The organism is Mesorhizobium sp. C268A (genome assembly GCF_040324475.1).
Classification (GTDB): domain Bacteria; phylum Pseudomonadota; class Alphaproteobacteria; order Rhizobiales; family Rhizobiaceae; genus Mesorhizobium.
Genome location: NZ_JAMYVX010000001.1, coordinates 3,553,018 through 3,579,837, shown reverse-complemented (window position 1 = coordinate 3,579,837; position 26,820 = coordinate 3,553,018). Strand labels below are relative to the sequence as shown.

Here is a 26,820-nt window from a genome sequence, read left to right as displayed (position 1 = left end):
TTCTCCTCGCTTAACGGCTGAACGGGATCAGGGCGCGCACGCTTGGGTCGCGCAGATAGAGACCGCCCCACAGGATGATGCCGAGATAGACGCTAAACAGCGTGTGCGAAAACAACGGGCTGCCGACGCGCATATTTGTGGCGATGGCGCCGCCGAGATAGCCGGTGAGCAGGATGGCGCCGAGCACCGAGGTGCGGGGCAGCGCATAGAGCGCGGTCGAGATCAGCCCGATAATGCCGAGCGTGCGCGCGACATTGACATCGGCCGGCCAGCCGAGCGGCACCATGGTCTGGGTGACGACATCGAGCGGCGGCAGCTTGATGACGCCGTCGAAGATCATGAACAGGATGATGAGGCCGCTGAGCACGCGGCCGGTCCACAGGGCGCCCGATGAGACGGGCATGGTTTGAGAAATACTCACGGGTGTTCCCTCCTAAGCGGTTCGAGCCGTTTGCTGGCTTCGGACCAAGGACGAGCGATGGGGCGGCGATCCTACAGGGTGCGGATTCTTTTTGGGTAGCAGCAAGCAAAAGCCGCTGCGTGGCGATCCTTCACACCCCCCTCTGGCCCGCCGGCCATCTCCCCCGCAAGGGGGGAGATTACACGCTCGACCGCTTCGGCAATGTTCCATGAATGAGCGGAGCATCGAAACCGCCGATCTCCCTCGTTGCGGGGGAGATGCCCGGCAGGGCAGAGGGGGTGCTGTCCCTCGACCTTGACGGACTATCGACATCCACCAGTCACGGCTATTGATAGGGCTGGGCGAGAGACGAGCGAATGGCCGGCGAGACTGATCTGAAAAAGCTGCTGGCGGCGATGACGCCGGAACTGCTTCCCGGCGTCCATGTCTTCGCCACCCTGGTCCCCGGTGCACCGGTTCCCGAGACGCTCAATCCGGTGATGCTGTTTCGCGAGAAGGAGGGCACGACGCTGATCTTGCCCGAAGACCAGGCCGCCGGGCTGCAGTCCGCCTTCCGCTGCCGCATGATCACCCTGAACGTCCACTCCTCGCTGGAAGCCGTCGGCTTCCTCGCCGCCATCACCGCCCGGCTGGCCGCCGCCGGCATGGGCGTCAATCCGGTCTCTGCTTTCTATCATGACCATCTGTTCGTGCCCGCTGAGCGGGCCGAGGAAGCGATGGAGTTATTGCGCCAACTGGCCAAGGATAACGCCGGCTGAATATCAAGCTCGACGCACGTAGAGAATATCCGGCAGGCCTTCTTCGTTGGTGGTGCCCGCGCCGAACGCCTCGGGGCGAAAGCCATGGCGCTCGTAGAAGCGACGCGCGCCGGTGTTGGCCTGGAAGCAATGCAGTTTAACGATCCGTAGCGCGGCGGTCGCTTGCACCAGCAGCCGGCTGCCTATGCCTTGCCCCGTCCAGGCGGGGTCGAGATAGAGCTGTTCCACCCAATCGCCGCTGAGGGCAATGAAGCCGACAATGCCGGTGCCGGCCTCGGCGACCGTCACCTGCTGCCGGGACAGCACGATCTCGCGGATGAAGGCAAGATCCTCATCCGGCGTGTGGATGACCGGCATCCAGGAGAACGAGCCAAGTGCGGCCCGCATGACAATGGCGATGGTCGCGGCATCCAAAGCCGTGGCGGGGCGCAGCACGATTTTGGTGGGATCGTTCAAAGGCGTTTCTCAACAGAGGTCAGCGCTGCCCTCATCCCCCTGCCGGGACCTTCTCCCCGTGAACGGGGAGAAGGAAGGCTTCGGCCGAAGGCCGAGCCCGCGACTACGGGCCGCCGGCTTTCCGGCGCCCCGCGGAGGGCCAGCCGCGGCAGCGGCGATACGGCCCGTGAGCGATAAACGGAATCGGCCGAAGGCCGAACCCCGTGAGCGAAAACAAACCAGCCGTCAGGCCGCCTTCTTCTTCGGCTGGATCAGGCCGCGCTCGACCAGAAGCTCGGCGATCTGCACCGCGTTGAGCGCCGCGCCCTTGCGCAGATTGTCGGAGACGATCCACATCGACAGGCCGTTGTCGATGGTCGAATCCTCGCGGATGCGCGAGATGAAGGTGGCGTCCTCGCCGGCCGATTCCAGCGGCGTGATGTAGCCGCCATCCTCGCGCTTGTCCAAGACCTGGCAGCCTGGCGCTTCGCGCAGGATGTCGCGCGCCTCGTCGGCGGTGATCGGCTTTTCGAACTCGATGTTGACGGCTTCGGAATGGCCGATGAACACCGGCACGCGCACACAGGTCGCCGTCAGCTTGATCTTGGGGTCGAGCATCTTCTTGGTCTCGGCGACCATCTTCCACTCTTCCTTGGTCGAGCCGTCGTCGAGGAAGACGTCGATATGCGGAATGACGTTGAAGGCGATGCGCTTGGTGAACTTCTTGACCTCGACGCCATCGGCGACGAACACCGCGCGGGTCTGTGTAAAGAGTTCGTCCATGCCTTCCTTGCCGGCGCCGGATACCGATTGATAGGTGGCGACGACGACGCGCTTGATGGTGGCGACATCGTGCAGCGGCTTCAGCGCCACGACCAGCTGCGCCGTCGAGCAGTTCGGATTGGCGATGATGTTCTTGCGGGTGAACAGCGAGATCGCATCCGGGTTCACTTCCGGCACGATCAGCGGCACGTCCTGATCATAGCGGAAGGCCGACGAGTTATCGATGACGACGCAGCCCTGCTTGCCGATCTTCGGCGACCACTCCTTCGAGACGTTGCCGCCGGCCGACATGATGCAGATGTCGGTGTCGGAAAAATCATACTGGTCGAGCGTCTTGACCTTCAGCGAACGGTCGCCGAACGACACTTCGGTGCCCTGGCTGCGCCGCGAGGCCAGCGCCACGACTTCGCTTACCGGAAAGCCGCGCTCTTCCAGTATGTTGAGCATTTCGCGACCCACATTGCCCGTGGCGCCGACTACCGCAACCTTGAAACTCATCAGAAATCTCCTGTCCCTCTCCGCTTGGTTTTTGGAGAAAACCCGCCGGCCAATGCGGGTTCCGTCCCCCGGGCCGGACCCGGGAGAGGGTGGTTAGGCCAAGGGAATCACACCGTGGTGGTGGTTTTTTTGGCCATGGTTTTGCTGGAACGGTAAGACGCGCCGACGCGCCCGGCCCCATGATTGTGGCCGGGGAAGTCGAAGGCAAGAAGAGCCATCAGAAGGCCGCGCATCGAAAATGATCCCGTTCGATGCCGGCTTTTACGCGGTTTGCGTCAGGAGTCAATTGCGGCCAGGCACACGCCTGCCCTGTACAATAGCGGCCGCAAGAAGTACGAACGCCCAAATAGTGTTTGGCTGGCGTGCGTCAGCCCCGGCATGTGCTCCATGATGAGCCCAGACCCTGAATTCCGAAAGAGTGAGATGTCCAATTTCGAAGCTATTGTTCCTGCGCTGGCAGAAGCGCTGGAAAAACGCGGCTATACCGAGCTGACGCCAGTGCAGAAGGCCGTGCTGGAGCTCGGCGAGTCCGACGCTCTGGTGTCGGCGCAGACCGGCTCAGGCAAGACCGTCGCCTTCGGCCTCGCTTTGGCGCCGACCCTTCTTGGAAGCGCCGAACGTTTTGACAAGGCTGGCGCACCGCTGGCGCTGGCCGTGGCGCCGACGCGCGAGCTCGCTCTGCAGGTGATGCGCGAATTGCAATGGCTCTACGCGCCGACCGGCGCCACCGTCGCGTCCTGCGTCGGCGGCATGGACATGCGCTCCGAACGGCGCGTGCTGGAGCGCGGCGCCCACATCGTCGTCGGCACGCCCGGCCGCCTGCGCGACCACATCACCCGCAACTCCCTCGACATGTCGGCGCTGAAAGCCGTGGTGCTGGACGAGGCCGACGAGATGCTCGACCTGGGCTTTCGCGAGGACCTCGAATTCATCCTCGATGCCGCACCGGCTCAGCGCCGCACGCTGATGTTTTCGGCCACCGTGCCGCGCTCGATCGCCACGCTGGCGCAAGGCTATCAGCGCGACGCCGTACGCATCTCGGCCGGCGGCGAGGAAAAGCAGCATCTCGATATCGAATACCGGGCGCTGAATGTCGCCTATCCCGACCGCGAGAACGCCATCATCAACGTGCTGCGGTTTTACGAGGCGAAGAACGCGCTGGTGTTCTGCAACACCCGCGCCGCCGTCAATCATCTGACGGCACGCTTCAACAACCGCAATTTTTCCGTCGTCGCACTGTCGGGCGAGCTCAGCCAGAACGAACGCACCCACGCGCTGCAGGCGATGCGCGACGGCCGCGCCAAGGTCTGCATTGCCACGGACGTCGCAGCGCGCGGCATCGACCTGCCCAATCTCGAACTGGTCATCCACGCCGATCTGCCGACCAATCCCGAAACGCTGCTGCACCGCAGCGGCCGAACCGGCCGAGCCGGACGCAAGGGCGTCAGTGCGCTGATCGTGCCCAACGGCGCCCGCAAGCGCACCGAACGGCTGCTGCAGAATGCAGGGCTGAAGGCGACATGGGCGAGCCCGCCCTCCGCCGACGACGTCATCAAGCGCGACGACGAGCGCATCCTTGCCGATCCAGCCTTCGAAGAGCCGATTGCCGAGGACGAGCGCGGCTTCATCGACGCGCTTCTGGCCAAGCATGGCGCCGAACAGGTGGCCGCCGCCTTCGTGCGCCAATGCCGCGCCAGCCGCTCGGCGCCCGAGGAGCTTACGGATGTCGCACCGTTCACGCCTTCGCGTGACAAACCGGCGGGCGAAAAATTCGAGCGCGATGAAGCGCCAAGCCGGCGCGACGACTTCGGCGACAGTGTCTGGTTCTCGCTGTCGATCGGGCGCAAGCAAAATGCCGAGCCGCGCTGGCTGATCCCGATGCTGTGCCGCACCGGCAACATCTCCAAGCGCGAGATCGGCTCCATCAAGATGCAGCAGGATGAGACCTACGTGCAGATCGCGGCCGACTGGGCCGATCGCTTCCTCGCCGCCATCGGCCCCGACAAGAAGCTGCAGGGCAACATCGTGGTGAAGCGCCTGGACGGCACGCCCGACCTGTCGCGGGCCGGCTACCAGGCGCCGAAGCCGGACAAGAAACCGCATCGCGGCAAGCGACCGTTCGAGGCGCCGCAAAGCGCACACAAGCCGAAATTCGAGAAGCGGGAACGGCCCGCCGGCGATGCAAAGCCTTGGGCCGGGAAACCGAAATTCGACAAGGCTGGACCGCCGAAGAACAAGAAACCGAAGAAGCGGCCGGTTTGAGGCTCTTATCGGCCAATTACAGATGCAGGCGCTGCCCCTCATTGCCCTGCCTGGCGTTTCTCCCCGTATAGTGACGGGGAGAAACGGCTGACCGCAGCCTTGGCGCTCTTCTTGCAACGTTGGCGATTGGCGGAATCGTCAATAACAGCGACCCCTCTCCCCGCCATTATACGGGGAGAGGATGCCGGCAGGCAGGTGAGGGGCAGCGCCAACGGACGGGAAAATGAAGCAACTCATGCCTGAACCGTTTACCCTCCATTTCGTCCAACCCCTTGCAGTCCGCCGCAACTTTGAACAGTCTGTGCCTACACGGGGGCGAGGCTAAATGCGCGGCGAAGTTCTTCACTATGACGAGGCCCAGGGTTTCGGCTTCATCACCGGGGCGGACGGCAACCGCTACACCTTCGCGCGCGAGGATCTGCGCCGTGATACCGTGATCGCGAACGGCGCAGTGGTCGAGTTTCTGCCGGCAAGCGGTCAGGCGCGCGACGTTTTTTCAATCCGCGCCCAGCCCGCCAGTCCCGCCACCGCTGCGCCAGCGGCAAGCGCCGCGCCGCCCAAGGCGGCTGCCGCTTCAGCCGCGCCACAGCATTTCGGCCGCCTGGCGGAAGACGGCGCGGTTCGCGATAGCGGACTGCCGGGTTATTTCTGGCGAGGCGTGACGCGCAACTACATCAACTTCGCCGAACGCGCCCGCCGCAAGGAATTCTGGGGCTACTGCCTGTTCTGGACCGTCAGCTTCATCCTGGTCGGAATTGCCGGCGGCCTCGCCGACCAGGCCGTCGGCAATTTCGATGCCGGCAACTGGCCGATTGTGATGATCGGCGTCTGGGGGCTGTTTTGGCTAGCGACGTTCCTGCCCTGGGTCGGGCTCGTCGTGCGCCGCTTGCACGACATCGGCCTGACCGGCTGGCTGGCAATACCTTACTTCGCAATCACCTTCATGTTCGCTCCGGCTACGCTGATCCTCGCGCTGATACTCGGATTGATCCCGACCCAGGCCCACGAAAACCAGTGGGGGCCGGTGCCTGGAGGAGGCGGAGCCTAGACCGCACCAGAAATGAACTGCCGGCTGTTTGCGGACAGCCGCGATTTAACAATGGCTTAGGTCGCAGCCAGGAAGGCAGCTGCTGTTTTGACCGGACGAACAAAATATTTCTCTTGCCGTTTAGTCTGCGCACAGATAATCTGTGCACTCATCAAATCGACGATCGAAAACGGATGATGGAGCCAAGACAAATGTGGACCAACGAGTACACCGCAATTTCCCCCCTTTCGGCGCAGGCCATCTGGAACGCGCTCAAGGCGCTGCACGAAGGCCGCCTCACCTACGAAGGGTCCGATACGTTCGTGCTGCACGGCCCGTTCGCCAAGGGCACCCGCGTCTCTGTAACGCCCGTCGGGCAGGACACCTTCGAATCGACGATCGTCGATCTTGTCGACACTGTGACGTATGCCGACGAGACCTCGTTCGGCGACACGAAACTGCTGTTCAGGCATACGCTGACGCCGGTCGAGGGTGGCACTCAAGTGACTCATCGCCTCGAGATTTCCGGCCCATCGGCCGCCGAGGTCGGACCAGAGCTCGGGCCGCAGATCAGCGGCGATTTCGACACTTCGATGGCCAAACTGTTCGAGCAGGCAAGGGTGTTGGCGAACGGTGGCTGATCGGGGGGATCTGAACACGCGCTTCAGCGGACCATCCGAGAGCCCCGGCTTGCTGCTCTGGCGAACCACCATGCGCTGGCAGCGCGTCATGACGGCGGCGCTGGCCCCGCTTGACCTTACCCATGTCCAGTTCGTGCTGCTGGCTTCGGCGATGTGGCTCGGCCGCTATGGCGAGCCGCCCAACCAGGTGCAGCTCGCCGCCCAGGCCGGCACCGAGGTGAAGATGACATCGGACGTCGTCGCCCGGCTCGAGGCAAAGGGACTGATTGTGCGGGACACCAACCCGCGGGATTCCCGCGCCAAGGTGATCCGCGTCTCCACGACGGGGACGGCCGCAGTCCAGCGCGCTATCGTCGCCGTCGAAGCCGCCGACGCTGCTTTTTTCTCAGCCGTGGATGAGGCGCAACTCGTCGGCCTGCTGAAACGGCTGGCCGGCGAGATCCGCTGAGTCGGCCGCTAAGCCAGGAACTTGGCGATGATGGCATCGCCCATTGCGACAGTGCCGACTTCGGTCATGCCCTCGGACATAATATCCTTCGTCCGCAGCCCGTCGTCGAGCACGGCGGCTATGGCGCCTTCGAGCTTGTCGGCCTCATCGACCATGCCGAAGGAGTAGCGCAGGCACATGGCAAACGACGCGATCATGGCGATCGGGTTGGCGATGCCCTGTCCCGCAATGTCGGGCGCCGAGCCATGCACCGGCTCGTACAGCGCCTTGCGCTTCCTGGTCTTCACATCGGGCGCGCCGAGCGAGGCCGACGGCAGCATGCCGATCGATCCGGTCAGCATGGCGGCGATGTCGGACAGCATGTCGCCGAACAGATTGTCGGTGACGATGACGTCGAACTGCTTTGGCCAGCGCACCAACTGCATGCCGCCGGCATCGGCCAGCATGTGGTCGAGCTTGACGTCGGCATAGCGAGTCTTCTGGGTCTGGGTGACGACCTCGTTCCACAGCACGCCGGATTTCATGACGTTGCGCTTTTCCATCGATGTCACGTGGTTCTTGCGCGTGCGCGCCAGCTCGAAGGCGACGCCCGAAATCCGCTCGATCTCGAACGTGTCGTAGACCTGCGTGTCGATCCCGCGCTTCTGGCCGTTGCCGAGATCGATGATCTGCTTCGGCTCGCCGAAATAGACGCCGCCGGTAAGCTCGCGCACGATCAATATGTCGAGGCCCTCGACGACTTCCTGCTTCAGCGAGGACGACGCGGCCAGCGCCGGATAGCAGATGGCGGGCCGGAGATTGGCGAACAGCTCCATATCCTTGCGCAGCCGTAGCAACCCGGCCTCGGGACGCACCTCGTAAGGCACCTTGTCCCATTTCGGCCCGCCGACGGCGCCGAACAGCACGGCGTCCGCAGCCATCGCCTTTGCCATGTCGCCATCCGAAATCGCCGCGCCATGCGCGTCGTAGGCACAGCCGCCGACCAAGCCTTCATCAGTGGCAAAACCGCTGCCGAGCTTTGCGTTCATGGCCGCGATCAGCTTCTTCACCTCGGCCATCGCCTCGGGGCCGATGCCGTCGCCGGCGAGCAGGAGAAGATTTTTCGAAGCCATGGAGAACCGTCCGATGCTGTTTGGAGAAACCGCGGCCTTGCTAAACGCCAAGAGCTTGCGGCGCAAGGGGATGAAGAACGCTACGACGGCGCCCGCCTCTCAAGACCTGGGTTCCTCGCCGTGGCCAGAGGCGGGGGAGAGGAACAAATCACTTGTGGGACAAAATATTCACCAACCGGCCGAACGGATCGCGCACATAAAACCGCCGTACGCCCCACGGCTCGTCGGCCGGACCGTATTCGACGGCAAAGCCGGCGGCCTTCATGCCTTGCAGCGCCGCATCGACATCGTCGACCTCGATGGAGAGGTCCGGCACCGGCGTGCCGGAGCCGCCCTGGGCCATGAAGCTGATCTGCACCTGCATCCGTTCGTCGGACCCGTAGGTGACGATCCAGCCCTGATCCATCAGCACATCGAGGCCAAGCACGTCCTGATAGAAGCGTTTCGCCGCCGCCGCGTCCTGCGTCCCGATATTGGCTACGATGCGCCGGACCGTCATGGCTTTGGCCTCCTCAAGCCGTGCGCCGCAGCGCCGTGACTTCGATCTCGATCTTCATTTCCGGCTTGTTGAGCTGGCACACGATCATCGTCGCCGCCGGCCTGATCTCGCCGAAAGCCTCGCCGAGGATGGGGAAGACGACGTCCACGATGGCCCGGTCTGTGATGTAGTAATGCGCCCGCACCACATCGGCCATGTCGAAGCCGCCATCCCTCAGCGCCTCCGCGATGGTCGCCAGGCAATTGCGCGTCTGCGCCTCCACCGTTTCCGGCATGGTCATCGTCGCATAGTCGTAGCCGGTCGTTCCCGACACGAAGCACCAGTCGCCCTGCACCACCGCGCGCGAATAGCCGGCGGTTTTTTCGAAGGGCGAACCGGTGGAGATGAGTGTGCGCATGGAGCCTCGCTGTGGTTTCGGACACTTTGCAGGAAAGGACCGGCCAGGCCATGGGCCAAGTCAGGTGCAAATCTTGGTCGTCGGCGGGACAGCACCCCCCTCTGGCCTGCCGGCCATCTCCCCCTCAAGGGGGGAGATTAGCAGTTCGGACGCCTTTCTCGCTTTCCACATTTGCGATTGGCGAAAGCCAGAGTGACGTCTGATCTCCCCCCTTGAGCGGGAGATGCCCGGCAGGGCAGAGGGGGGTGTGACGGATCGCGACGGAACAAGCATGAACACCGATTGTTCGCCGCGCTGCCGCGAACTCTAGTTCCCCGACTCCTGCGCCTTGTCCATTGCTTCCTTCACATCCGCAGGCCAGGTCTTCACGTCAGGCCACGCCTGCGGCTCGCCATTGTCGCCGCGCCGGGCGAAGTAGAGCGTGTGCTTGGCCGGGTCGACCGCCATGAAACCGTCATTGCTGCCGCATGCGTGCGGCACGCAGCCGGTGGCGTAGAAGGCGCCCGACGCCGTCTTTTCGGTGCCGCCGCCGACCAGCAGGCTGGTCGCCATGTCGGGCATGGTGTCGCCGAGTAGCGTCTGCGCCGCCTTGTAGACGGCCTCATTGTGGAAGGCGTCGATGATGTTCTGGTATTTGGCCGGATCGACGTCCTTCCAGTCCGTACCCGGCTCCGGCGCGTAGGTCAGGTCGCCCGAGATCGTCAGCCCGTCGCTGGGCGACCATTGCAGCGCTTGCTTCGTATCGCCCGGCAACAGATACGGCACGAAAAAGATGGCGTTGTCGGCCACCGCCGCCGGCGGCGCGCCGCATTCGTCCTGTTCGACCTTGAGGCTTTGTATCTCGCCGCCTTCCGGCTTCCAGACGATGACCTTGGCCGGGCCGCACTGGTTGCCGCCGTCGCCGACATCGACCAGCGCCACGTCGACGCCGCCGACCTTGACTGTTCTGTCGAAGAACACGTCGTAATTGCTGGCCAGCTGCTTGCCGTCATAGGCCAGCACCTTTTCGCCATCCTGCTCCGGCTGGGTGATGGTCAGCTGCCCGCCCTCGAACGGGACCGGCCCCTGGCTGTCATCGTCCGCCAGGGCCGCATTGCTCGACGCGCCCGGATCGGCGGCGGACGGATCTTCTGCCGGCACGAGGACCGTGTCGGTCTGTGCTTGCGCGCCGGCCACCGGCATCAGCATCCACGCCAGCGCGCAGGCGCCGGCAAGAAGAAAACGTGTCATGACTGTCCCCTCCGTTCAGCCGCCACGAACCCGGCTTTGTGGCGGCCGGGCCATCTCGTACCACTCAGGCCCAAGGACGCTCGGCAGCGTTCTTCTTCTCGAACGAGGCGATGGCGCCGGCCTTCTCCATGGTCAGGCCGATATCGTCGAGACCGTTCAGCAGGCAGTGGCGCTTGAAGTCGTCGAGGTCGAAGGTGACCACGCCGCCGTCGGGGCCGCGGATTTCCTTGGCCTCGAGGTCGACCGACACCGTCGCATTGGAGCCGCGCGAGGCGTCGTCCATCAGCTTCTCCAGGTCTTCGGGGCTGACGGTGATCGGCAGGATTCCGTTCTTGAAGCAGTTGTTGTAGAAAATGTCGGCGAACGACGTCGAGATGACGCAGCGAATGCCGAAATCGAGCAGCGCCCACGGCGCGTGTTCGCGGCTCGAACCGCAGCCGAAATTGTCGCCGGCGACCAGGATCTGCGCCTTGCGGTAGGCTGGCTTGTTGAGCACGAAGTCGGGGTTTTCCGAGCCATCGTCCTTGTAGCGCATTTCGGCGAACAGGCCGCTGCCGAGCCCGGTGCGCTTGATCGTCTTGAGATAATCCTTGGGGATGATCATGTCGGTGTCGACATTGACGATCGGCATCGGTGCGGCGACGCCGGTGAGCTTGGTGAATTTTTCCATGGCTTTTGCCCGTTCTTGATCGAATTCGTTGCGTCAGGGTTTGCTGCGCCCGGTTTACACAAAGCCGCCGGCAAATAAAAGGCAACTGTTGGTGCGCGGCCCGATCGAAAGATCGGCGGCAAACGTCTTTAAAACCGGCCGCCGCTGGTGCACCTTGCGCCCATGACCACACAATCGAATATTATCTATGCCAGTGAGCCTGAGCTCGACGTCGCTGAATTCCGCCGCGTGCTGGTCGAATCCACGCTCGGCGAAACACGCCCCGTCGATGACGACGCCCGGCTGCAAGCGATGCTTTCAGGCGCGAACCTGGTGCTCACGGCGCGGCTCGACATCGAAGGCAGGCCGCTGATCGGCGTTATCAGGGCCATCACCGATTTTTCCTGGGTGTGCTACGTCTCAGAGCTCGCCGTGTCGCAATCGGCGCAAGGCGTCGGCATCGGCAAGGGCCTGATGGACGAGGCCCGCCGGCAGCTTGGGCCTTCGGTCGCCATCAGCCTGATCTCGATGCCCGACGCCGTCGGCTTCTACGAGCGTATCGGCATGAAGCGCATGGCCGACGCGTTCTGGTTCTCCCGCGAGGGCTGACGCCGCATCGGGCGCAATTGCCGACCGGGTTGGGCAGTCAAGGCGGGCAAGGTTATCGGGCAATGCGGAACGGTGTTCAGGACCCTGCTGAGCAACGCCTCCTTGCCGCCCTTGACCCGCGCTTCATCCGGTCCACATCCCCAGCATGGGAAATCGCCGATCTCTCATAGGCACCGCCGGCTGGGGAATTCCGTCTCGATACAAGGCTGAGTTTCCGCAGTCCGGTTCGCATCTCGAACGTTACGGAAAACGCTTTCCGGTCGTCGAGATCGACACCTCGTTCTACAAGCCGCACCGCCGCGAGACCTATGAGCGCTGGGCTCACGCCGTGCCGGAGCACTTCCGCTTCGCGGTCAAGGCACCGAAGAGCATGACCCATGAGCATCGCCTCGCTGATTGCGAGGGGCTGACGGAGGACTTTCTCGGGCAGGTCGAAGGTCTCGGCGAAAAGCTGAGCGTGCTTCTGGTGCAGCTGCCGCCGAGCTTGCCCTTCGAGCCGGAGGTCGCCGGCGGTTTCTTCGACATGTTGGGCAAGCGTATCCGGGCAAGGCTGGCATGCGAGCCGCGCCATCCCACCTGGTTCAGTGCCGAGACGGACGCACTGCTGGCCGGTCACCAGGTCGCCCGGGTCGCCGCCGACCCGGCTTCGGTTCCGGAGGCAGCAGGGCCGGGTGGCTGGCCCGGCCTTGCCTATTTCCGCTGGCACGGCGCGCCGCGCATCTACTATTCGGGTTACGATACCGAAACGCTCGACCGGTTTGCGCGGCAAGTGGAAGCAACGGCCGCTTCCGGTGCCGAGGTCTGGGGGATTTTCGACAACACGGCCGCCGGGCATGCACTGGGGAACGCGATGGCTGTCAGTGCGATGGTTGCTTAGACGCTCGCGGGACAGCACCCCCTCTGGCCTGCCGGCCATCTCCCCCGCAAGGGGGGAGATCAGATGCCGCGACCGCTTCGCCAATCGCCGACGTTGCAAGAATGGCGCCTTCGCCGAAGCTGCCAATCTCCCCCCTTGCGGGGGAGATGCCCGGCAGGGCAGAGGGGTGGGCGGGAACTCGACAGTGAGCTTTTGCCGCCTCAAATCACATTCAATTCCCGGAACGCCCTTCCTTCGGCCACTCTGGCGTACCCAAACGCCGAGCAATCCACCGTCCGATACCCGCCATGCACCAACAACTCCGCCAGCGCCTTGCCGACCGCCGGCGCCTGCTGCAGGCCGTGGCCGGAAAATCCGTTGGCAAAGATGAAATTGCCGACCTCGGGATGCGGCCCGATCACCGCGTTCTGGTCGAGCGTGTTGTAGTCGTAGTGGCCGGCCCAGGCGCGTGTCGGCTTGATCGCCTCGAAGGCGGGGATGCGGGTGGCCAGCACCGGCCAGATCACCTCTTCGAACAGCGGCCAGTCGACCTCGAAATCGGCTGGATCGGCGGGACCGTCGCCCTCTTCCGGCTCGGCGCCGCCGGTGAGATAGACCGAGCCTTCCGGCCTGACATAGATGCCGGAGGGATCGACCAGCAGCGGCATGTCGGCGTATTTTTCCCGCGCCTCGAAGACGAAAACGTTGCGCTTGCGCGGCTCGACGGGCAGCACGAGTCCCGCCATGCCGGCCACCTTGCCGGCATTCGGCCCGGCGGCATTGACGACGATGCCGGCTTGCAGTCTTTCGCCATTGTCGAGGTCCATGCCGGTGACGCGGTTGCCCTGCCTTTCGATGCCGGTGACGTCGGCGGCGATGAAATCGATTTGTCTGTCGCGCAGCGCCTTGCGGAACAGCGTCAGCATCGCATGAGCGTCGAACCAGCCCTCGCCGCTGCGGCCGAAGGCGCCGGCGCTGATGCCTTCCGTCGACAGCCACGAAAAGCGCTTTGCCAGCTGGTCGGCATCCTCGAGCAGAATGTCGGCGCCCTCGGCGACCTGCGCCTCGTGGTTGGCTTTCAGGATCGGCAACCCGGCCTCGCCGGCCAGGATGAGATAGCCGCCCTCGCGAAAGCCGATATCGGCATCGGCGCCGAAGGTCTCCTTCAGCCGCCGGAACAGGTTTAGCGTGAACTGCGACAGCCGGATGTTTTCCGGGATCGAGAATTGCTGACGGATCGAGGCCATGGACAGCGTCGTTGCCGCATGGGCGAATTGCGGATCGCGTTCGATCAGCGCAATCGAGCCGGTAAAGCCTTCCTCGCGCAGATAATAGGCGACAGAGGAGCCGACGATGGCCCCGCCGATGATGACAATGTCGTAGCGCACGTTTTCTCCGATCCGGCCGCCGGTATGCTTCACGCCGCCGGCACAATGATCTCGAAGCGCGTGCCGCGTCCGGAGTCAACCAGCGCGATCGTGCCATCATGCGCTTTCAGGAGGGCCAGCACGATGCCGAGGCCCATGCCGGTGCCGCCGGACTCACGGCGCGTGGTGAAGAACGGCTCGAAAATGCGGGCCCTGTTGCTCGGCGAAATACCGGCGCCGTCATCGCTGACCGCAACGGTCGCCTTGCCGTCGGCGGTGGCCGCAGAGAGAAGAACCTGGGTGGCTCCGTGCCTGGCCGAATTGTCGATCAGATTGGCAAGCACGATCGCCGCATTCTCGGCTGATATCCGCAGGCCGATTTCGCCACCCGCCTCAATGTTGACCGCCAGCCGGCCATCGACCGGAAGCAGCGCCAGCGCTGCATCGAGCGATGTGCTTTCGCCGCTCGGCGCCAGATTTTCGGCGCGCGCCAGGTCGAGCAGGCGACGCACCAGCAGATTGAGCCGGCCGGCGTCATTGACGATGTTGCCGGAGAACCGCTTGCGCTCGGCGGCATCCATCGCCTCGCCGGAATCGCGCAGCAGCTCGGCCGCGCCCTGGATCGCCGTCAGCGGCGATTTGAGCTCGTGCGAGACATGGGTGGCAAAAGTCTGGATGCTGTCGGAGCGCGCTTGCAGCTTTTCGGCCATGTCGAGAAAGGCGGCGGACAGCTCCGCCATTTCGCGCGTGCCGTGATGGTCGAGCGGCCGGATCGCGTCGCGGTCGCCGGCGGCGATGCGCCTGGTGCGCTCCATCAGCGCGTAGATCGGCCGGCTGACGGTGCGCAGGAAGACCAGCGCGATCAGCAGCGTGCCGAACAGCATGGCAATGGCCGCCAGCGTCACCTTGCCGCGTTCGCCATAGAGATGTTTGACGATGTTGTTCGGCGTCCGGGAGAGATAGATCACGCCGGCGACGTGGCCAGCGACCGCAATCGGCATGGCGACGAAGACACGAACTTTCGTGCCGCGGCTGACCGAATAGAGCGGCGGCGGCGGCTGATCGGGGATTCGTTGCCTCAATGCGCTGGCATAGCGGCCGGCAAGGGCCTCGCGCACCTCCTCGACATTGGCCAGGGATAGTCCGACCTCGTCGCGCCCGGCAATGACGACGCCCTTGGGATCGAGCAGCCGGAAGCCGGCCAGCGTGGTTTTTTGCGTCGTGTCGAGAATGCCGGACAGTCGCGCGCCGATGGCCGTGAAGGCTGGATCGGTGGCGGCGGCAATGCCGGCGGGCCGGGTCGGCAGCAGATAGTCGGAAGCGAGATCGAGGCTCGGCTCGATCGGCTGGTAAGGCGAGTCGTCGCCGCGGCTGGCATCGCCGCTGTCAGCCTGCATCGGCACCCCTAGCTTCTCCGGGGCAATGGCGGCGTCACTGATATTCTGTGCATAGATGGCGGCGATGACGGCGCCTTGCGCGATCAACTCGCCCTCGGTCTGGCGGATCAGCTGGTTTTCATAAAGCCGGAAGAAGAACAGGCCGACCAGCGGCAGCGCCAGCACCATGATGAGGATGGCGAGAACCACCGTGGCCAGCCTTGGCCGCCATTTGGTGCCGATCCATTTGGCGTCGCTCAGGCGCCGCATCGGCCGAGCCGGAAACCAACGCCATGCACGGTTTCGATGGCGTCGAGACAGCCCGCCGCCGCCAGCTTGGCGCGGATGTTGCGGATGTGGCTATCGACGGTACGGTCGGCGACATGGATGTTGGCGGCATAGGCGCTGGCGACCACCAGGTCGCGGCCCAGCACATGCGCCGGCCGCGCCAGAAATCCTTTCAGGATCGAGAATTCGATCGCCGTCAGCGCCAGCGCCTTGCCGTCGAAACTGGCGCCGTGGCTGGCCGGCACCAGGCTGAGCTTGCCATGCGCAAAGTTCTTGTCGTCGGCGGGGTCCGGCGCCACCGGGCGGGCGCGGCGCAGGATGACGTTGACGCGCGCCACCAGCTCGCGCGGGCTGAACGGTTTCGTCACATAGTCGTCGCCGCCCATTTCGAGCCCGAGGATGCGATCGATCTCCTCGTCTCGCGCCGACAGGAACAGTATCGGCACATCGGAGCGCTGCCTCAGCCGCCGGCAGACTTCCAGCCCGTCCATCTCCGGCATGCCGATATCGAGCACGACGAGGTCGGGCTCGCGGCCTTCGATCGCCTGCAGGGCGGCTGCGCCGTCAGCGACGGCCTGCGTCTTCATCCCGGCCCTCTCCAGCGCAAAGCAGATGATCTCGCGAATGTGCGGATCGTCGTCGGCGACCAGGATCTGATGCGGCATGGATCTAACGGTCCGGCACTGAAGGTTGCGAGGGCTGGGTAGGTGGAGGAAGCACGAGCGGACCTCTCTTGTCGAGAACCTGCAGGAGCCTCCAGCCGCGAAAGCTCCAGGCGCGCCACTGCTTCTGCTCGGCGATAGTGTCGTCGATCATCATTTGGTCGGCCAGACAGGTGGTTTGGTTTCCGAATTGGTGCATGTAGAGGCGGTCCAGCGCCGGCATGGCGGCAGCGCCAAGCGAGCGCAGATATTCGGTATCGATAGGCGTGCCGTCGCCGGTCATTTCAAGGGAATGGTCGACATTGAAGTTGGCGATCGCTGCGGCGAAGTTGATGAAGCAGCAGGCATAAAGCGTCGCAGATAACGTCGCAAGATTGGCGGAGAGCAGCCATTCGTTGGATTTTCCAAGCGCGATGCGGGCAATGATCAGTACAAGCCCTGACGCCACCAACCCCATCCAGACGAAGGCGGCGATGCGCCAGTAGGTCAGTGCATAGACGCCGATATAGAGATCGAGCCTGAGAATCGACGAGATGACCAGCACGATGTTCTGTGCCACCCAGGCATAGACCAGCCGGCGGATCAGCGGATCGCCTGAGGTTTCGCTGCCCGGCCGCAGCGCCGCCAGCACGAAGCCGGCGGCCAGCAGCGCGGTGGCGATCAGCGGATACGCGCCGCGATGGGCATAGGCGGCATAGCTCAACCCGTCGGGAAGGGCGACCCCGCCCCAGAGATAGGCGGCGTCGAGCCCGGTCTGCAGCGCAAACAGGGCATTGAAGACGATCAGCGCGCGCAAGATCGCGGCCTTGCCGAAGACGACGGCCTCGATCGTTGTCGCTGGTTTAGTCGCGGCCGGTGCGGCCACAGCTGCAGGCGGCGTCAAAGGTGGAAGGCGGCGTGGAAGGCGGCGCGGGAAACGCGGCAGGCGAGGCCGCAGGAAAGCCCAGACGCCGGCGAGCACGAACAGCCAGAAGACGATCCGCGCCAGTTGGATGAGATCGAGCAGCTTCATCAGGTCGATCAGCGACAGCCAGTATTCGATGACCGGATTGGCGGCGCCGAACAAGAACAGGAACACCGCGCCCAGCGTCACCGGCATGACCCAGACGATGATGGACGCCAGGCGGATGCGGCGGCCGCCAAGCCGGCGCACCGTGCGGCGCCATTGGAAAAAGTCACGGATAAGGCGCAGCGGCGCCGCCAGCAGGAACAGCGCGACCTGGCCGGCAATGCGGGCGATGCCGTGCCGCAGCCGCCCGGACAGGGACAGCGCAAACACCACCAGCGACACGACAGCTATCGCCACCGACAGCGGGCTGACGTTCTCGGCCAGCGGCAGCAGCGCGACGAACAAAGCGGCCGGCTTGAGCCAGGGTCGGGTGGAATTCAGCGCGGCAGGATGCACAGCGACCACCGCGCCGGCGATCAGGATGGCAAACAGCAGGACAGTGATCCCGGCGGGCTGGCCATAGAAGAAAAAATCCGCCAGGGCGACGAGCAGGACGGCGATGCCGAAGCGGCTGGAAAAGCTTGCAAACGATGTCATGCGCGGATTTTCCTGATGGGCTGGGTCCGCTCGGCCGGTGGGCGGATAAAAGGGAGCAGGCTCGCTTCCAGGTAAGGGCGGGCCTCCGCCCGGGGCGGATCGACCAACCACCAGCTTTCGCTGCGCAGGCGATAGGGCAGGGACCAACGGTGAGCGTTTCGCTGTTGCATGCCGCTGTTGTCGCGGGCTCGCATGGAAACGGCGGGGCGGAGCGGAGGAGGTTTTCCGCAGGGATGTGCAGTTTTCGTGCAGGACCTGCGCTTACGGCCGGGGCGCTGCCCGCCATCTTTCCGGACGTTGGCGCTGTCCCAGCCAGGCTCCTTTCCTCTCCCTCCGGAGGGGGAGAGGTGGCTCGGCGAAGCCGAGACGGAGTGGGGGAACCACCTGGCAATCGCCGCGAACGGACACAGGAAGGGCATTCGGTGCAAACATCGCCTCGCCTTGCGCCCCAAGGGTCGACATCCACTCCGTCGATCCCCGCTCCGTCGAGCTTCGCTCGACACCTCTCCCCCGATCGACGGGGGAGAGGAAAGGCCCCCCTTCCGCAACTGCTGCGGGACGGGCGGGGCAGTGCACGCTTTCGCGGTTGGCTCGTCATCAGGTACCGGTCGGACGCTTGCCTCACCCGCCCCCACGCGGCATAGATCGGCCATGACAAGCGAACCTTACCGCCCGCGCCGCTCGGTGCTTTACGTCCCCGCCTCCAACGACAAGGCGCTGGCCAAGATCGCGACGCTGGCCTGCGATGCCGTGATCATCGACCTCGAAGACGCCGTCGCGCCCTCAGACAAGATCGCCGCGCGGGACAAACTGGCCGGCATTTTCGCCAGCCGACCGAAACGCCGCTGCGAGATGATCGTGCGCGTCAACGCGCTGTCCAGCGAATGGGGCACTGAAGACCTGCTCGCCGCGGCAAAATTCGAGCCCGACGGCATCCTGTTGTCCAAGGTCGCCACGCCGCGCGATATCCTCGAAGTCGGCGACGTGCTCGACGACAATTTTGCCCCCGACAGCGTCAAGCTCTGGGCGATGATCGAGACGCCCAAGGCCATGCTCAACATCGGCGCCATTGCCGAACTCGGCCGCGACCCGGCCTCGCGCCTAGCTTGTTTCGTTGCCGGAACGAACGATCTGGTCAAGGAAACCGGCATTCTGGCGACGCCTGATCGGCGCTACCTCGTGCCTTGGCTGATGCAGATGGTGCTGGCGGCGCGGGCCGGCGGCATCGACATGCTCGACGGCGTCTCCAACGATTTTCGCGACCTCGACGCGTTTGCGCGCGAATGCACGGAAGACGCTGCCATGGGGTTCGATGGCAAGACGCTGATCCACCCCGCCCAGATCGAAACCGCCAACCGAGCCTTTGCGCCCGCGCCCGAAGCTCTGGCCGAGGCGCGCGCGGTGAAGGATGCCTTCGCCTTGCCAGAAAATGCCGGCAAGGGCGTGATTGCTTTGAACGGCAGGATGGTCGAGCGGCTGCACTTGGCGCAGGCCGAGAAATTGCTGGCGAAGGCCGCCGCCATCGGCGCATGATCCGCCCCGAAAAGACGAACTCACGACAGGATCTGACCCATGAGACTTTACCGCTTTTTGTCCGCCCCCGACGATTCAACCTTCTGCCACAAGGTGACCGCGGCGCTGAACAAGGGCTGGCACCTGTACGGCTCGCCGACCTACGCCTACGACAAGAAGACCAAATCGATGCGCTGCGGCCAGGCGGTGGTGAAGGATATCGACGGCCAGGAATACGGGCCGGATACGAAGCTGAGTGATTGGTAGCCGAGCTTTGCCAGCCTGTTGTCTAAGACAGCGCTAGGCTGCCTCGGCAATATCAAGACGCACTGTAAGTCCGGCCTGTGTGGCCAGATTGATCAAGGTGTCCAGACTAAAATTCGCGATCCTGCCCCGCAGAAGATCGCTAAGGCGTGGCTGGGTAATCCCGAGTCGGTTGGCTGCTTCGGCTTGGGTAACGTCCCAACTCCGCACCCGCTGTTCGATCGCGATCAGCAAATTGGAGCGCATAGTCATGTTGGCGGACTGAGCCGGGGTGTCTTCCAGCGCATCCCAGACATTTTCAAAGCTTTGACGTTCCATGAGCATGTCTCACTGAATTTGCCTGAACCGCGATGCGGCAAGAGCCAGGTCTCGTTTCGCCGTCTGTTGCGTCTTCTTCTGGAAGGCGTGCAAGACAAAGACGGCGTCACCTATGCTGGCGACGTAAAGCACCCGGAACGCGCCAGCATCGTCTCGGACACGGATTTCCCGTACGCCTAGGCCTATCGTCGTCATCGGCTTCCAATCGCTTGGCTCAAATCCGAGTTGAACCTTGTGCAGTTGAACGCCCGTTTCCTTGCGCACCGCCTCTGGAAAAGCCCGGAGCTTGGCAAGAGAATCTCCAAGAAACTCCAGTCGCTTGGTGGGCATACAGGCTTTATATCAAAACTTGTATAATTTCACAAGCAGGCTCGCCACCTGAATATCGCACAGCCTTACTCCGCCGCCTCTTCAAGCTTTTCCATATCGTCGTCCGACAGGCCGAAATGGTGACCGATCTCGTGGATCAGCACATGGGTGACGATGTCGCCCAGCGTCTCTTCGTTCTCGGCCCAGTAGTCGAGGATGGCGCGGCGGTAGAGGGTGATGCGGTTCGGGCCTTCGCCGGTCTGCGGGTTCCAGCGCTCGGCGATGCCGCGGCCCTCGAACAGGCCGAGCAGGTCGAACGGCGTCTCCAGCGACAGATCGTCCATGATCTCGTCGGTCGGGAATTCGGCGATCATGATGACGATCTCGCCGGTCAGCTTGCGAAAATCGTCGGGCAGATGTGCGTACGCCTCCAGCGCCAGAAACTCGATCTCCTCGATCGAAGGCGAGAGTTCATCGTGCCAGGTGCGGGTCTTGTAGATGCGGGCCATGCTTTGTCCTTTGATCCGGCATATAGGCTTTCCCTCCGGACTCGGCAAATGGACGGGTACCTGGCCAATTCTTTGCGCCGAATGGCTGCGACCAAAGTCCAAGGTTGGCCTCGCCACCTTTGATCAAGGAATAAATTCCTTCTGACTCCGCTTGACTCTTTCGGCACCCTCTGGAATCTATAAGAACATAACAGGAACAATTATGAGAGAAATTGACCGTCATGGCGACATCAGCCGTGGCGCGGGAGACTGTTTTTGCCCTGCGCCGCCAGATCGCGAAGATCGAGGGAACGCTGCCCGAGCGCCTGGCCGCGCCGGCCGGCGAGCGACCTCGTGCGCGCGCTGACAGCGCTATCGGCGGTGCGCCCGAACCTAATGCCGATGTCACCATCATCCGGCGCGGGCTTGCCGTGGCTTCGCCGAATGCTTTCCTGGCGACCGGCGTCGAGCACCTCGATGCGGCGCTGAGCGGCGGCCTGCCGAAAGCCGCCTTGAGCGAAATCCATGGCCTTGAGACCCGCAATGCCGGGGCCGTCGCCGGCTTTGTACTGTCGCTGGTCAGCCTGATCCTCAAGGGCCAGCCCTTGCCCGTGCTGTGGATCGGCACATCGGAGATTTTTCGCGAGGCCGGCTTTCCCTATGCCAGGGGATTGCAGGGCATGTTCGGTATCGCACCGGAGCAGTTGCTGTTTTCCGAGGCGCCGAAACTCACCGATGCGCTGTGGGTAGCCGAGGAGGCCGCCAAGATGACGGCGCTCGCCGCAATCATTCTCGAGATCCGTGGCAGCCCGCAGCGGCTCGACCTCACCGCGACGCGCCGGCTGCACGCGCGCGCCCAAAACGCCGGCCGGCCGGTGTTCCTGCTGCGCCAGGCCGGCGAAGCCGAGCCGACCGCCGCCCCGGTGCGCCTCATCGTGTCGGCTGCACCAGCGAAATCGCGCCGGACGATCGCCGGGCCGCTTGCCGGCTCGATCGGCCACCCTGCCTTCACCGTCAGCATCGGCAAGAGCCGCACCGCTCTGCCTGGACAATTCACACTGGAGTGGAACCCCGATGAACACGCATTCGAAGAAAGAAAGCCCCGCGAAAAACGGGCAGAGAATTCTGTCGCTGTGGTTCCCGCATCTGGCGGCAGAACGGATCCTGCGCCAGCGCCTGGGACGGTCGTGGCGTTCCCGGCCTTCGGATCATCTGCCGCCATCTCACCCACCGCTCGTGATCAGCCATCGCGACCGCAACGCCCAGCGCATATCGGCCCTCGACGAGCGGGCTGAGGCGCTGCATCTGAAGCCTGGCATGGGCATTGCCGATGCGCGCGCCATGCATCCCTCGATCGACATCGTCGAGGCCGATCCGGACGCCGATCGCCGGCTGCTCGAAGGCCTCGCCGACTGGTGCGATCGCTATACGCCGCTGGTGGCGCTCGACGGTACTGATGGCCTTTATCTCGACGTCACCGGCTGCACGCATCTGTTCGGCGGCGAGCGCGCCATGCTGGACGACATCCTTGCGCGGTTTTTCCAGCAGGGTTTCGATGTCCGCGCCGGGTTGGCCGCGACGCCGGGTGCAGCCTGGGCGGCGGCGCGCTTCTGCGGCAACCGCATCGTTGTCTCCGGCGAGGAGGAAGCGCTGCTCGCCCCCTTGCCGCTGGCGGCACTGCGCATCGAGGCCGATATCCGCGCCAGCTTGGAAAGCGTCGGCCTGCGGACCGCCGGCGCGGTCATGGCAGCGCCGCGCGCGCCGCTCGCCCGTCGCTTCGGCGCGACCTTGCCGTTGCGGCTCGACCAGGCGCTCGGCCGCCTCGACGAGGCGGTATCGCCGCGCCTGCCCGTGGCCCCGCTTTCGGTCGAACGCCACCTGGCCGAGCCGGTCGTGCTGACCGCCGAGATCGAACGGCTGGTGCTCTTGCTGGCGGTGACGCTGAAGGCCGATCTCGAACGCCGCGGCGAAGGCGCAAGGATGCTGGCGCTGCTTTGTTTCGCGTCGACGGCGCCGTCAGCCGCATCGCTGTCGGTACCTCGCGACCGTTGCGCGAACCCAAGCTTATCCAGCGCCTGTTCCATGAGCGGCTGGCCGCGCTCGAACAGGACATCGATGCCGGCTACGGCTTCGACCTGGTGCGGCTTTCGGTGCTGGCGGCCGCCGGCTTCGACATGCAGCAGGCCGATTTGACCGGCGAGACCGAGGATTACGGCGCCGACATGGCACTCTTTGCCGACCGCATCCGCGCCAGGCTCGGCGACAGTGCGGTGCTGAAACCGGTCGCCCTCGAGAGCCATCTGCCGGAGCGCGCCATTGCCACCATCCCGTTCTCGGAAGCGCCACAACGCAAAACACCGCTCAGGAAGCCGGGCTCGAAAGACGCGCCGCGCGCAACCATCTTCCCGCCGGAACGGCCGATCCGGCTGTTCCGTTCGCCCGAGCCGATCGAGGTGCCGGCCACCGAAATGCCTGAGGGTCCGCCGATGAATTTCCGCTGGCGCCGCGCGCTCTACCGGGTCGCGCGCGCCGAGGGGCCGGAACGCATCGCGCCGGAATGGTGGCGTGAAACGTCAAGCGATCCGCTCACATCGACGCGTGACTATTTCCGGATCGAGGATGCCGACGGCCGCCGCTACTGGCTCTACCGGCAAGGCCTCTATGGCAACCCGCAGGTGCCGCCGCGCTGGTTCATGCATGGGGTCTTCGCATGAACGCGCTGACCGTCATCCCCTATGCGGAATTCGGCATCCAGTCGAACTTCTCCTTCCTGCGCGGCGCCTCCAAGCCGGAGGAGCTGGTGGTGGCGGCCAAATTCCTCGGCTTTTCCTCGATCGGACTGGCAGACCGCAACACGGTGGCCGGCGTCGTGCGCGCCTGGCAGCAGGCCAAGGTCGAGAAGCTCGCCTATCACCCCGGTTGCCGCCTGGTGTTCGGCGACGGCACGCCGGACATTCTCGCCTATCCGCAGAACCGCAAGGGCTGGGGCCATCTCTGCCGCATGCTGACGCAAGCCAATTTGCGCGATGAAAACGAGAAGGGCGCGACCCTTCTCCAGCGCAGCGACCTGCTCGAATGGGGCGACCTGCTGTCGCTGGCGGTGCTGCCGGATCTCTCGGCGAATGCCGACGATCCCCTGGCATTGGTCCGTCAACTGAAAGACCGTTTCGGCGCTAATTTGCGGCTAGGCATGGCGCCGGATTATCGCGGCAATGACCGTTTCCGCATCGAGCAGGCGGCGGGCATGGCGGACATCGCCGGCGTGCCGCTGATGGCGACCAACGACGTGCTTTATCACAGCGCCGAGCGCCGCTCGCTGCAAGATGTGCTCACCGCCATCCGCCTCAATTTGCCGGTCGCCGAGGTCGGGCTGGAGCTGACGGCCAACGCCGAGCGCCATCTGAAGCCGCCGCTGGAAATGGCCCGTCTCTTCCGCCGCCATCCACCGGCGCTGGCCGAGACGCTGCGCTTTGCCGGCGAACTGACCTTCTCGCTCAGCGACCTCCAGTACAATTATCCCGACGAGCCGACGCAATCAGGGCTTGGGCCGCAGGCCGAGCTAGAGCGTCTGGCCAGGGAGGGGGCCGCCACGCGCTATCCGGCGGGCGTCCCCGCTTCCGTCTTGCAGCGCATCAGTGAGGAGCTCGCTCTGATCGAGCGTCTGAATTATGCGCGCTATTTCCTGACCGTTTACGACATCGTCCAGTTCGCCCGCAATGAGGGCATTCTGTGCCAGGGCAGAGGCTCGGCCGCCAACTCGATCGTCTGCTACTGCATCGGCATCACCGAGGTCGGCCCCGAGCGCATCGACACGTTGTTCGAGCGCTTCATTTCCGAGGAGCGCAACGAGCCGCCCGACATCGACGTCGATTTCGAGCATGAGCGGCGTGAGGAGGTGATCCAGTACATCTACTCCAAATACAGCGCCAAGCGCACCGCGCTGGCTGCCGCCGTCATCAGCTATCGCGGCCGCTCGGCGCTGCGCGAGGTGGCCAAGGCCATGGGCCTGTCGGACGATGTCCGCATTGCGCTCTCCAGTTCGATCTGGGGCTGGTCGACCTCGGAGCTCGGCGAGAAGGAGGCGCATGCCGGCGGCCTCGACCGCAACGAGACCTCGACCCGTCACGTGATCGCCCACGCCAACGAGATCATGGGCTTTCCCCGGCATCTGTCGCAGCATGTCGGCGGCTTCGTCATTACCCGCGACCGGCTCGACGAGATCGTCCCCATCGTCAAGACGGCGATGGAGGCGCGCAAGATGGTCGAGTGGGATAAGGACGATCTCGACGCGGTGAAGATCCTGAAGGTGGATATTCTGGCGCTTGGCATGCTGACCTGCCTGAAGCGCGCCTTCACCTTGCTCACCGACCATTATCCGAAGGCCCGGGATGATTACGGCCGACCCTATGTGCTGGCCACCCTGCCGCCGGAAGAGAACGACGTGTACGACATGATCTGCCGCGCCGACACGCTCGGCGTCTTCCAGATCGAATCGCGCGCGCAGATGTCGATGCTGCCGCGTCTACGCCCGCGCGAATTCTACGACCTGGTCATCGAGGTGGCGATCGTGCGGCCCGGCCCGATCCAGGGCGACATGGTGCACCCCTATCTGCGCCGTCGGCAGGGCAAGGAAGCGGCTGAATATCAAAAGCCAGAGCTGGAGGCTATTCTCAAGAAGACACTCGGCGTGCCGCTGTTTCAGGAACAGGCGATGAATATTGCAATCGTCGCCGGTGGTTTCAAACCCGGCGAAGCCGACGAACTACGCCGCGCCATGGCCACCTTCAAGCGCACCGGCACCATCGGCAATTACCGCCAGCGCATGATCGACGGCATGGTCGGCAAGGGATACACCAAAGACTTCGCCGAGCGCTGCTTCAAGCAGATCGAAGGCTTCGGCGAATACGGCTTTCCCGAAAGCCACGCCGCCTCCTTCGCTTTGCTCGTCTATGCCTCCTGCTGGTTCAAGACCTTTTATCCCGACGTGTTCTGCGCCGCGATCCTGAATTCGCAGCCGATGGGGTTTTACCAGCCGGCCCAGCTGGTGCGCGACGCGCGCGACCATGGCGTCGATATCCGCGACGTCGACGTCAATTTTTCCGACTGGGACTGCACCCTGGAGAAAGCCCAATTCGATCCGGGCCGCATCCTGGGGCGCCATGCCGAAATGCGCGGTGTCATCAAGACCCGGTACGCCGTCCGGCTTGGCTTCCGTCAGATCAAGGGCTTGGCCGAGAAGCGTATGGAAGCTTTCACCGCGCGGCGCGGCGCCGGCTATACAAGCGTCAGGGATGTGTGGCTGCGCTCGGGCCTCGATGTCGGCGAAATCGAAAGACTGGCGCAGGCTGACGCCTTCCGCTCGCTCGGCCTCGACCGTCGTGAAGCCTTGTGGGCGGTGCGCGCGCTGGATGGCAAGAGCGCCGCCGAACGGCTGCCGCTGTTCGACCAGCCGGCGATCCGGCTGCGCGAACTCGAGCCCGAGACAAAACTGCCGACAATGCCGCTCGGCGAGCACGTCATCCACGACTACCGCGCGCTCGGCCTGTCGCTGAAGGCGCATCCGGTCGCCTTCCTGCGCGAGCGGCTCGACCGCGCCGGCGTCATTCCCAATGCCAATCTCGGCTCGGTGCGCGACGGCAGGCGGGTCTCGGTCGCCGGCCTGGTGCTGGTGCGGCAGCGGCCCGGCAAGGGCAATGCGATCTTCCTGACGCTGGAAGACGACAAGGCCGTCGCCAACGTCATTTTCTGGGAGCGGACCTTTACCCGTTTCCGGCCCATCGTCATGGGCGCGCGCTTCGTCAAGGTCACCGGCAAGATGCAGTCGGAATCCGACGTCATCCACATCGTCGCCGAGAAGATCGAGGATTTGACGCCGTGGCTGACGGTGCTGCTGGAAGAGATGACGCCGGCTGCCCGGCCCGACATTGCCACCCTCTCGGACAAAGCTGAAAGGGTCATGCCCAAGGGGCGGAATTTTCAGTAGGCAAGTGCAGGGCGGTCGGGAGCCCATGACATTAATGCCGGCAAGGGCAGAGGGGGGCGCGAAGGATCGCCAACAGAATGGC

At 64.3% G+C, this 26,820-nt stretch carries 27 protein-coding genes and 1 pseudogene; 12 read left to right on the top strand and 16 right to left on the bottom strand.

Annotated features, from left to right (window positions below):
* Positions 1–10 precede the first annotated feature (10 nt).
* Entirely contained in the window at positions 11–421 is a 411-nt protein-coding gene (locus NKL06_RS17385; protein ID WP_023687655.1) for a DoxX family protein, read from the bottom strand.
* Positions 422–777: 356 nt separating this feature from the next.
* Here NKL06_RS17385 and NKL06_RS17380 point away from each other — a divergent pair, with 356 nt between their 5' ends.
* Positions 778–1,179: an ACT domain-containing protein gene (locus NKL06_RS17380; RefSeq protein WP_023694551.1), complete on the top strand. Its 402-nt coding sequence runs from the start codon at positions 778–780 to the stop codon at positions 1,177–1,179.
* Positions 1,180–1,182: 3 nt separating this feature from the next.
* Here NKL06_RS17380 and NKL06_RS17375 read toward each other — a convergent pair whose 3' ends face one another.
* The 3 genes from NKL06_RS17375 to NKL06_RS17365 all read right to left on the bottom strand — a co-directional run bounded on the left by NKL06_RS17375 (position 1,183) and on the right by NKL06_RS17365 (position 3,128).
* Positions 1,183–1,635 carry a GNAT family N-acetyltransferase gene (locus NKL06_RS17375; RefSeq protein ID WP_023671699.1) on the bottom strand — a complete coding sequence of 151 codons (453 nt, stop codon included), beginning with the start codon at positions 1,633–1,635 and terminating at the stop codon, positions 1,183–1,185.
* A gap of 225 nt (positions 1,636–1,860) precedes the next feature.
* Positions 1,861–2,895, bottom strand: a complete 1,035-nt coding sequence (locus NKL06_RS17370; protein ID WP_023671698.1) for an aspartate-semialdehyde dehydrogenase — start codon at positions 2,893–2,895, stop codon at positions 1,861–1,863.
* Between the two features lie 107 nt (positions 2,896–3,002).
* A complete protein-coding gene (locus NKL06_RS17365) occupies positions 3,003–3,128 on the bottom strand; it encodes a hypothetical protein (protein WP_023671697.1) in 126 nt (41 codons plus the stop codon).
* A 190-nt stretch (positions 3,129–3,318) separates the two neighbouring features.
* Between NKL06_RS17365 and NKL06_RS17360 the strand changes: the two genes are divergently transcribed.
* From NKL06_RS17360 to NKL06_RS17345, 4 genes are all read left to right on the top strand, one after another.
* Positions 3,319–5,157 (top strand): DEAD/DEAH box helicase, encoded by a 1,839-nt coding sequence (locus tag NKL06_RS17360; RefSeq protein WP_023694552.1) that lies wholly within the window; start codon positions 3,319–3,321, stop codon positions 5,155–5,157.
* A gap of 325 nt (positions 5,158–5,482) precedes the next feature.
* Positions 5,483–6,205, top strand: coding sequence for a DUF805 domain-containing protein (locus tag NKL06_RS17355; RefSeq protein WP_023687653.1), 723 nt, complete (start codon positions 5,483–5,485; stop codon positions 6,203–6,205).
* 191 nt (positions 6,206–6,396) lie between these two features.
* Entirely contained in the window at positions 6,397–6,825 is a 429-nt protein-coding gene (locus NKL06_RS17350; protein ID WP_023694553.1) for an SRPBCC family protein, read from the top strand.
* A 49-nt stretch (positions 6,826–6,874) separates the two neighbouring features.
* Complete coding sequence (locus tag NKL06_RS17345) at positions 6,875–7,273, top strand: MarR family winged helix-turn-helix transcriptional regulator (protein WP_245259985.1); 399 nt, start codon at positions 6,875–6,877, stop codon at positions 7,271–7,273.
* An 8-nt stretch (positions 7,274–7,281) separates the two neighbouring features.
* Here NKL06_RS17345 and leuB read toward each other — a convergent pair whose 3' ends face one another.
* The 5 genes from leuB to leuD all read right to left on the bottom strand — a co-directional run bounded on the left by leuB (position 7,282) and on the right by leuD (position 11,181).
* Positions 7,282–8,385, bottom strand: coding sequence for a 3-isopropylmalate dehydrogenase (gene leuB / locus NKL06_RS17340; protein WP_023694554.1), 1,104 nt, complete (start codon positions 8,383–8,385; stop codon positions 7,282–7,284).
* Between the two features lie 148 nt (positions 8,386–8,533).
* On the bottom strand, positions 8,534–8,884 hold the full coding sequence (locus tag NKL06_RS17335; RefSeq protein WP_023671691.1) for a VOC family protein: 351 nt from the start codon (positions 8,882–8,884) through the stop codon (positions 8,534–8,536).
* 13 nt (positions 8,885–8,897) lie between these two features.
* Complete coding sequence (locus tag NKL06_RS17330) at positions 8,898–9,281, bottom strand: RidA family protein (protein ID WP_023683820.1); 384 nt, start codon at positions 9,279–9,281, stop codon at positions 8,898–8,900.
* A gap of 306 nt (positions 9,282–9,587) precedes the next feature.
* Positions 9,588–10,511, bottom strand: coding sequence for an Ivy family c-type lysozyme inhibitor (locus NKL06_RS17325; protein WP_023694555.1), 924 nt, complete (start codon positions 10,509–10,511; stop codon positions 9,588–9,590).
* A gap of 64 nt (positions 10,512–10,575) precedes the next feature.
* Complete coding sequence (gene leuD, locus NKL06_RS17320) at positions 10,576–11,181, bottom strand: 3-isopropylmalate dehydratase small subunit (protein WP_023694556.1); 606 nt, start codon at positions 11,179–11,181, stop codon at positions 10,576–10,578.
* A gap of 162 nt (positions 11,182–11,343) precedes the next feature.
* Here leuD and NKL06_RS17315 point away from each other — a divergent pair, with 162 nt between their 5' ends.
* The gene (locus tag NKL06_RS17315; protein ID WP_023694557.1) at positions 11,344–11,769 is read left to right on the top strand and encodes a GNAT family N-acetyltransferase; all 426 of its coding nucleotides are present in this window, start codon (positions 11,344–11,346) and stop codon (positions 11,767–11,769) included.
* Positions 11,770–11,914: 145 nt separating this feature from the next.
* Entirely contained in the window at positions 11,915–12,646 is a 732-nt protein-coding gene (locus NKL06_RS17310; protein ID WP_023694558.1) for a DUF72 domain-containing protein, read from the top strand.
* 200 nt (positions 12,647–12,846) lie between these two features.
* Here NKL06_RS17310 and NKL06_RS17305 read toward each other — a convergent pair whose 3' ends face one another.
* The 4 genes from NKL06_RS17305 to NKL06_RS17290 are packed head-to-tail and all read right to left on the bottom strand — an operon-like array spanning position 12,847 to position 17,864.
* Positions 12,847–14,013, bottom strand: coding sequence for an NAD(P)/FAD-dependent oxidoreductase (locus NKL06_RS17305; protein WP_023736743.1), 1,167 nt, complete (start codon positions 14,011–14,013; stop codon positions 12,847–12,849).
* A 29-nt stretch (positions 14,014–14,042) separates the two neighbouring features.
* Entirely contained in the window at positions 14,043–15,638 is a 1,596-nt protein-coding gene (locus NKL06_RS17300) for a sensor histidine kinase (protein ID WP_023694560.1), read from the bottom strand.
* The gene (locus NKL06_RS17295) at positions 15,626–16,321 is read right to left on the bottom strand and encodes a response regulator transcription factor (RefSeq protein ID WP_023694561.1); all 696 of its coding nucleotides are present in this window, start codon (positions 16,319–16,321) and stop codon (positions 15,626–15,628) included. Before NKL06_RS17295 ends, NKL06_RS17300 begins: the two co-directional genes overlap by 13 nt.
* A gap of 4 nt (positions 16,322–16,325) precedes the next feature.
* Complete coding sequence (locus NKL06_RS17290; protein WP_023694562.1) at positions 16,326–17,864, bottom strand: DUF4153 domain-containing protein; 1,539 nt, start codon at positions 17,862–17,864, stop codon at positions 16,326–16,328.
* Between the two features lie 651 nt (positions 17,865–18,515).
* Here NKL06_RS17290 and NKL06_RS17285 point away from each other — a divergent pair.
* Complete coding sequence (locus NKL06_RS17285; protein WP_023694563.1) at positions 18,516–19,397, top strand: HpcH/HpaI aldolase/citrate lyase family protein; 882 nt, start codon at positions 18,516–18,518, stop codon at positions 19,395–19,397.
* Positions 19,398–19,436: 39 nt separating this feature from the next.
* Positions 19,437–19,643: a DUF1737 domain-containing protein gene (locus tag NKL06_RS17280; protein ID WP_023673921.1), complete on the top strand. Its 207-nt coding sequence runs from the start codon at positions 19,437–19,439 to the stop codon at positions 19,641–19,643.
* A 33-nt stretch (positions 19,644–19,676) separates the two neighbouring features.
* On the opposite strand, the gene NKL06_RS17275 is transcribed toward NKL06_RS17280, so the two are convergent.
* The 3 genes from NKL06_RS17275 to NKL06_RS17265 all read right to left on the bottom strand — a co-directional run bounded on the left by NKL06_RS17275 (position 19,677) and on the right by NKL06_RS17265 (position 20,776).
* Positions 19,677–19,958, bottom strand: coding sequence for a helix-turn-helix domain-containing protein (locus NKL06_RS17275; protein ID WP_023673920.1), 282 nt, complete (start codon positions 19,956–19,958; stop codon positions 19,677–19,679).
* A gap of 9 nt (positions 19,959–19,967) precedes the next feature.
* Positions 19,968–20,288: a type II toxin-antitoxin system RelE/ParE family toxin gene (locus NKL06_RS17270; RefSeq protein WP_023673919.1), complete on the bottom strand. Its 321-nt coding sequence runs from the start codon at positions 20,286–20,288 to the stop codon at positions 19,968–19,970.
* Between the two features lie 65 nt (positions 20,289–20,353).
* Complete coding sequence (locus NKL06_RS17265) at positions 20,354–20,776, bottom strand: metallopeptidase family protein (protein WP_023673918.1); 423 nt, start codon at positions 20,774–20,776, stop codon at positions 20,354–20,356.
* A gap of 221 nt (positions 20,777–20,997) precedes the next feature.
* On the opposite strand from NKL06_RS17265, the gene NKL06_RS17260 reads away from it, so the two are divergent.
* The 3 genes and pseudogenes from NKL06_RS17260 (at position 20,998) to NKL06_RS17250 (ending at position 26,738) form a co-directional block, all read left to right on the top strand.
* The gene (locus NKL06_RS17260) at positions 20,998–22,050 is read left to right on the top strand and encodes an ImuA family protein (RefSeq protein WP_023694564.1); all 1,053 of its coding nucleotides are present in this window, start codon (positions 20,998–21,000) and stop codon (positions 22,048–22,050) included.
* Positions 21,992–23,469: pseudogene (locus NKL06_RS17255) on the top strand (DUF6504 family protein). The gene NKL06_RS17260 and the pseudogene NKL06_RS17255 overlap by 59 nt, the downstream one beginning before the upstream one ends.
* A complete protein-coding gene (locus tag NKL06_RS17250) occupies positions 23,466–26,738 on the top strand; it encodes an error-prone DNA polymerase (protein WP_023692886.1) in 3,273 nt (1,090 codons plus the stop codon). The pseudogene NKL06_RS17255 and the gene NKL06_RS17250 overlap by 4 nt, the downstream one beginning before the upstream one ends.
* Positions 26,739–26,820: the final 82 nt, after the last annotated feature.